Raw genomic sequence first — 6,752 nt, 5'->3', positions numbered from 1 at the left:
CCTTTGGGCGGTTTGAAGCCTCCTCCTGCAAGACGACCTCAGTGGCTCAACCCTACAACTGGTTTCCACCATCTCAATTTACAGCATGTAGTGAATATTTTGCCGTTCACTACTTCTCGGCACACGATGAAGCGATTGGCAATTTAACCAAACTAAACCTCCAAAATCCTCTGAGCCAAATCTTTTATTTGTTTTTACCTTTTTATTTCTAAAGCCAAATCAAAGATTTGGCGGTGTTCGACTAACAAACTGCACTTCCAAAAGCTCCGAACGCCAATTGCTTTATACTAGCGTGTTAGGTGCAGAACTTATTATTTTTTCATTTAATAATACTTTCGCCAGTTCACTCATTAACTCAAAAACGTCTCTAAAATCTTCCTTCTTTTTAAGAAATCCTGTCAATTTTATCTGAATCATAGGAAGAATCTCATAGTCTTTAGCAACAATCCCTTCCGTCTTGAAAATTAATGAAAATGATTTTCTTTTCTTTCTAAATTCAGCTATAGTTGCATTATTCTGTAAGTTTTCCTTCAGTTCATTAAACCCGTTTGAAACAGTTAAAATTCCGTCTTTATTACCAAGCATTGAAGTCCAAATATTTTTGGTTATGCGAACAGAACATTCTTGTCTGTAATGAAAAGTGCAATGAATGATAGTCCTTGCGGACCATAAATTGTCATTTGAGTAACTAGTCTTAATATTAAATGCTAAACCTTTTCTTGAAATCTGCATTTGAGTTGCCGATAAAACACCACCTACTTTTATAGTTCCATCAAAGTCTTTTGCAATTTTTCTCCATTCTGTATTTGGTTTTATTAGGTCGTACATTCAATTATTATTTTTGAGCGCCTTGGTTTGTTTTGCACCTAACGGCCTGCCGTATAAAGCGTAAAGGAATTTAACCTTAAATACTTTCCATATTGAGCAGAGCCAAAGCGCTGTATTTTGTTTTAAGTTTTCATTTCAAAAGCCAAATCAGTGATTTGGCGTTGGTTGCCAAGGCTCCAAACCAACCAAATTACACTATGCCCTTTATGCTTTATAACGGTTTGTTGGGCACTGGCATTTCTAATATAGAATATCAAACTGTTCTATTTTCTTAATTGCAGTCTCAAGTTTTAGGCCGTCCTTATTATATTTCGTTACAGTCCAAGCTGCATTATTTATTTTTATTATTTCAATCATAACATTGCCATTTTTCCTATAAATATTGAAATTATCGACAGGAACTCCATTCTTATAAGTAATATTCTTCAAGATATTTCCTGATGGGTAATAAAATTTCCACTCACCTTCTTTTTGATTACTCACATAACTTCCTTTTGCCTTTATATAATAAAGCTCTGAAGGTATTTTATTTCTAATTTCAAGATAACTGCAATGGTAGTATACGTCCCCATTAATAGTGTCTGATTTTTCACTTATTAAATAACGTATTCCAAAATATTCTCCTTTTTTCAGGGGTCTATATTCGAACTTAACATTTTCACGTGTATGAAAACCATCTCCACTTCCTAGCCATTCCTCAAAGTCAATGATACTATTAACATGCATCCCATATTCAACCCACTCTCCTGTTTTATCTCCGGATAATGCAGATTTATTAAACCTTTCACCGTTTAGTTCCACATATTCCTGTTCCAGATATAGGGTGTCATTTTGCGAATAGCAATTGATTCCAATAGTCAGGAGTGTCATAATGAGAGTTATTCTATTCATTTATTGCGTTTGTTGCTTGTGCCCAACGTTTGGCTAGATGAAGCGATTGGCAATTTAACGAACCAAACCTTCCATAACTTCTCTGAGCCAAATCTTTTATTTGTTTTTATCTTTTCATTTTTAAAGCCAAATCAAAGATTTGGCGGTGGTCATCGTAGCTGCGAACTTGTAAAAAGTCACGACCGCCAGTTGCTTTATACTAGCGTGTTGGGCAGTGTTATTTATTTTTTAGTTTATTTAATTCGATATCAGCTCCCTCAAAATCACCTTTATGAATATAAATTGCAGCTACATTCTGAATATATTGTTCTTTTACTGCTATTTGCTTTAGCTCGTCGTAGACTTTTAAAACCCTATCACATTCTATATTCTTTTCAATACAAGCAAAGTATAATGCATTCGCTAAAGCCTCTTTTGCCCTTATATTGTCAGGATTATTTATGGTTAATTGTTCAAACTCTTTGATTGCTAATTCATATTCTTTATTCCGCAAATGGTTCTGACCATATTCAAGTACAAGATTAAAGGCACGTTGTTCTTCTTTTTTTATTCTCTTATTAATCATTTCTTGTCTTGCAACTTGAGCTTTTTCTTGTGACTCTTTATTTAAACCAAAATTGATTGCCCCCAAAAGCAAAATTAATACAGCAAAGGAGATAAGAATGGCTTTTAACATGCCACTATATTTATTTAGAATGCGAATTCTCCTTTTTTCAGTTTCTGTATGCTTTTCTTTCAGGCGTCCAATTAGATGAATCGTATCATCCTTAAAAGCTCCTTTTGTTTCATGATTTTGTATTGTATTGCCAATAGGTTTTCTGTCCTTTGAAAATGCTTTTCTAGGTTTTTGAGAGTAAATCCATTTTTGTAATCCAAATCCCATGTATCCCATTTGTTCAACTTTTTTATAATTCAACTCATCCTAGCACATCCAAATTCTACTTATTCCGCAATTTAGAGTGATGTTTTATTATATTTTTCTACGATACGGATTTAATACTGCCCAACGGTGGCTGCATGGCGTCGTGAGGGGTTTTATCCTTACAATATTTCCAAATTGAGCTGAGCCAAAGCGTTGTATTTGTTTTATCTTTTCATTTTAAGCCAAATCAGCGATTTGGCGGTGATTGCCGAAGCGTTAAACTTACCAAGGTGCTACGTAACCCGAATGCGCTATAGCAGCGTGTTGTGTGCTGGCTTTTATTAGTCCGTAAAACCCCATTTACCATATTCATTATAATAGCTAGCCATATATCCATAATAAGAAGTGAATGCTAAACTATAGTTCTCGTCACCATATTGGGTGTATAAATATTTTGTCCCGATATTCGTCCATTTTGGTAGGTCAAGGTTAAGTTTATTACCAAGTTCAGCTAATGATGCAGGGTAACAGTCGTTTTGCAACCTGTATGTCTCCAAGGATTCTATTATTAGTCCGGCTTTGTTTTTTGAACTTTCAATTTGCCACGTTCTCATTGGGTTTGACACCATCCATATAATAATCAATTGAGCTATTGAAATCCAAACATAGCGTTTCAGTTTTGCGCCATGCTTTTTATCCATTTTGTAGGTGAATTTAAGTCCAAAAGCTAATATAGCTAGCAGTCCAATTATATAATGAGTTACGCTAAAAAGGAATTCCCAAACAAATGAAAACCTCCAGACATATGCTGTCAGGACGATAAATGAAACCACCCCATAAAGAATCATGGCTGTCAAATTTGGGTTCAGAATGGTTTGGATTATTTTTTTCATTTTATAGTTTGCGTTCTGGGTTTAGCTTGCACACAACGGTCTCGCTACATGGCGCTGAAAGGGGGAATACTCCTTAGCTTCTTTCCAGAATATGCTGAGCCAAAGCGCTGTATTTTGTATTAACTTTTAATTCTAAGGCTAAATCAGCCTTTGGCGTTGCTGGCCGATGCTGTGCCCTTGCAAAATGCACTGATCCCCTTTTGCGCTATTGAAGCGTGTTAGACCTCGTTTTTATTCTAAAGATAAATGATTCATCGAATTCTAAATCCGTCCAGTGCTTGTTATATTCTCGTTTTATCAATCTTATTCTTGCCTTCATCAACTAATCAACTCATAAGCTACTGAATCACTGGATTATGTTGTCATTTAGTCCGAACTTGAAAAAGCAAATGCTCTTTAAGCAGTGAATCAGCTTCGCGAATAGTTTCCCTCTTAACTTCACATTTGTTTTTTCAGTATTGTGAGTCAATGCCCAGGTATTCGGTTGAGCAGTTGGTTTTTAGTTTATTGTCTTCAAGCCAGACGGGCTTTTCCTTTTTCCAACCATGAAAAAGGAAACAAAAAATCTCCGCTGCAGCCCCTCTTGCTAAAAATTTCTTCTGTCCGCTAAAACCAAAGAACTCATCCGTTTTCAACGGACTCAGACAGCTTTGGTTTGTTACGCTCCCAGTTCAAAATTTTCTTAACGCTGATAGGCTGAGGCGGTTCACCCAACAGCCAATGATTGCTGTCCTTTTAAATCTTGCGTTTTTGTGTCCCAAATGAGGTCTAACGGACGAGGCTATGAAGCGAAAGTGATTTGTTACCAAATTTACCTTTCAAAATGCTAGGTAGCCAGAGCGTTGATTTTGTTTTTATCTTATACTTTTCAAAAGCCAAATCAGCGATTTGGCGGTGGTTGCTGAAGCTACGAACCAACCAAAATTAGTCGGCTCACTTGTGCTTTATAAGCCATTGTTGGGGTTAGTTCTTATATTCAACTCATTTAATCTGTCAAGCCAATCATCTCCATACTTCAGTGAAAATGCTTGATTCATTATCCTATAGTAACTTTCCATTCCATTTGTATAAAAAAGTTCGCAATCCACATAAACGACGGTAAAGCCAATTGATTTTGATACTTCATTCAATTTTACCAAATCCTGTCCACTAAACTCACATTGAGGGTAAACTAATTTCCCATTTAATTTGTCAAGTCTAGCTGTTATAAAATTAAAAGAACTAAATAAGTTAAAATGGAAAGTAACAAATACCAAAACGAGCGCTATAAGATACAAGCATAGTTTCTTATATAGTTTTATTTTTCTTGTCATTTTGGATTTACGTTAGCTTTAAATATCAATATTGTCTTTCTCAGATTCAGCATTCATGGTAATATTAATTTGATATTTCTCTTGAATCATCTGGCATTTCTTTATAAAAGCAACCTATTCCTTTTGTATTCAACATAATTACTAAACAATTTAATTTTGTGCGCCATGTGGTGAATTAACCCCAACGGCCTGCCGTATAAAGCGTAAAGGGATTTAACCTTAGATACTTTCCATAATTAGCAGAGCCAAAGCGCTGTATTTTGTTTTAAGTTTTCATTTCAAAAGCCAAATCAGTGATTTGGCGGTGGTTGCTGAAGCTACAAACCAACCAAATTACACTATGCCCTTTATGCTTTATTACGGTTTGTTAGCCACTGTTGTTTTATTATAGTTTCGCATGATATGTAAGTTATGGGTCAAGAATCCCATGTCACTACTAATGAGTTTGTCATTTCTTCTTTTAAGTTACTATCATATCTAAAATACTGAAACCTCCACTCGTTACTTGGTTTATACAAAACAAAAGAGAACCTCACTGGCTGTAACTCATAAAGTAAAATATAGCTATGTATAGAATAAGAGTCATTTATTCTCGAAGTTTTTATTAATTCATAACCTCGTAACATTCCAAATTTCGGTATAAAACTATCTATCGCTTCTTTTGCAGCCTCTACGTCACTTAAATGTGGATTAGTACTATAAAAGTATGTTAATGCTTCATCAGCTCCTTTTGATGAATAAATCTCCATAAAATGCTCCACCATAACAGTATCCTTCTCTTCTGGTTGACAAGAAACAAATGAGAATACAACTAAGATTAGTAATATAAACTGCCTGTTTAAAGATTTAATTCTGTCCATTGATAGCGTTTTCATTCAGTTTATATTTTTAATTTAATGCCTTTAGTGTTATATTTTTCAATAGTGGCTAACGTTTGGCTAGATGAAGCGATTGGCAGTTTAATGAAACCGAACCTCCAAAAATTCTCTGAGCCAAATCTTTTATTTGTTTTTATCTTCTCATTTCTAAAGCCAAATCAAAGATTTGGCGGTGGTCGATTACCCGACCTAACTTCCAATTGCACACGAACGCCAATTGCTTTATACTAGCGTGTTGTGGGCAGGTTTTTATTTGTCTGAATAACCTATAAATATTTCACTTTCTATTTCTCTATCTTCCAAAACTTCGGTTCTAATCAAAGAAAATGCTGTTAGACACTCTTTTATTTTCCAATTAGATTCTGATTTACCCATGATGTAACACTTCTCAATGTTGAATCCGTCTGTAAATATTTTTGCTGAAATAATGACTTCTCCTCTTGGATTAAAAATTGGTTCAGTTACAACTAGATAACTATTCTCTTTCTTGTTCTTAGAAATCCAAAGTTCTGTTTTATGTTGCGTTTCTTTTTCAAATTCGTCTTTAGGGTTTTCAATTTTAACTATTTCGGTTAGGAGTTCTGTATTCCACGAATGGCTCGAAAGTCTCGGTAACTGTTTTAAAATGTAATTTATAGAATCCATATAGAAAGGATGACCAACACTTGGAGTAATAGAATTGAACATTCTAAGATTATTTCTTTTACTATCAAAGGTTATGTCAGATTTAGAATCCGCAATTAATATTATGTCCTTAACTTGGATTATGCCGTTTACTTCTGATATTCCAATATTTTGATTTGCTAAGGTCAATCTATCATTTAGAACAACATTTAATATTTGATGATTCCTAATGACTTCACTGTCGAATTTGGAACATGAAAATAAAGTCATGATGAATATTACTAACAAAATATTTTGTTTCATGTTGAATGTCCTTTTTTAACTTCTGACTAACGTAAAATTTAAGTCCTGTAAATCAGCTTGATGCAAAGTTGAGTTCATCAGGGTTAAATCCATATTTGTCAATCTGTTTTTGTATTCTTTTGGCAATGCCAAGCTTTCTTTTCTGATCTAAATATAAGTA

General features: G+C 34.4%; 7 protein-coding genes. 1 reads left to right on the top strand and 6 read right to left on the bottom strand.

The features are described from left to right. On the top strand, positions 1 to 212 hold a 212-nt coding region (locus FNN09_RS21390; protein WP_221932551.1), incomplete at its 5' end, for a hypothetical protein. Between the two features lie 70 nt (positions 213 to 282). On the opposite strand, the gene FNN09_RS20570 is transcribed toward FNN09_RS21390, so the two are convergent. From FNN09_RS20570 to FNN09_RS20545, 6 genes are all read right to left on the bottom strand, one after another. Beyond that, complete coding sequence (locus tag FNN09_RS20570) at positions 283 to 828, bottom strand: hypothetical protein (protein WP_143304376.1); 546 nt, start codon at positions 826 to 828, stop codon at positions 283 to 285. A 240-nt stretch (positions 829 to 1,068) separates the two neighbouring features. Continuing rightward, positions 1,069 to 1,719 carry a hypothetical protein gene (locus FNN09_RS20565; RefSeq protein ID WP_143304375.1) on the bottom strand — a complete coding sequence of 217 codons (651 nt, stop codon included), beginning with the start codon at positions 1,717 to 1,719 and terminating at the stop codon, positions 1,069 to 1,071. 217 nt (positions 1,720 to 1,936) lie between these two features. Continuing rightward, positions 1,937 to 2,602 (bottom strand): lipopolysaccharide assembly protein LapB, encoded by a 666-nt coding sequence (locus FNN09_RS20560; RefSeq protein WP_143304374.1) that lies wholly within the window; start codon positions 2,600 to 2,602, stop codon positions 1,937 to 1,939. Between the two features lie 320 nt (positions 2,603 to 2,922). Continuing rightward, the gene (locus FNN09_RS20555; protein WP_143304373.1) at positions 2,923 to 3,474 is read right to left on the bottom strand and encodes a hypothetical protein; all 552 of its coding nucleotides are present in this window, start codon (positions 3,472 to 3,474) and stop codon (positions 2,923 to 2,925) included. A 1,729-nt stretch (positions 3,475 to 5,203) separates the two neighbouring features. Further along, positions 5,204 to 5,662 carry a hypothetical protein gene (locus FNN09_RS20550; RefSeq protein WP_143304372.1) on the bottom strand — a complete coding sequence of 153 codons (459 nt, stop codon included), beginning with the start codon at positions 5,660 to 5,662 and terminating at the stop codon, positions 5,204 to 5,206. Positions 5,663 to 5,914: 252 nt separating this feature from the next. Next, positions 5,915 to 6,592, bottom strand: coding sequence for a hypothetical protein (locus FNN09_RS20545; RefSeq protein ID WP_143304371.1), 678 nt, complete (start codon positions 6,590 to 6,592; stop codon positions 5,915 to 5,917). Positions 6,593 to 6,752: the final 160 nt, after the last annotated feature.

The sequence above is a fragment of the Carboxylicivirga sp. M1479 genome (assembly GCF_007097485.1).
Taxonomy (GTDB): Bacteria; Bacteroidota; Bacteroidia; order Bacteroidales; family Marinilabiliaceae; genus Carboxylicivirga.
Note: the sequence above shows the minus strand (reverse complement) of the source record. Positions and strands in the feature narration are given on the sequence as shown.

Coding starts and splice junctions, on each gene's coding strand:
- FNN09_RS20545 (WP_143304371.1), bottom strand. CDS start 6,592: ATGAAACAAAATATTTTGTTAGTAATATTCATCATGACTTTATTTTCA.
- FNN09_RS20560 (WP_143304374.1), bottom strand. CDS start 2,602: ATGGGATTTGGATTACAAAAATGGATTTACTCTCAAAAACCTAGAAAA.
- FNN09_RS20555 (WP_143304373.1), bottom strand. CDS start 3,474: ATGAAAAAAATAATCCAAACCATTCTGAACCCAAATTTGACAGCCATG.
- FNN09_RS20570 (WP_143304376.1), bottom strand. CDS start 828: ATGTACGACCTAATAAAACCAAATACAGAATGGAGAAAAATTGCAAAA.
- FNN09_RS20550 (WP_143304372.1), bottom strand. CDS start 5,662: ATGAAAACGCTATCAATGGACAGAATTAAATCTTTAAACAGGCAGTTT.
- FNN09_RS20565 (WP_143304375.1), bottom strand. CDS start 1,719: ATGAATAGAATAACTCTCATTATGACACTCCTGACTATTGGAATCAAT.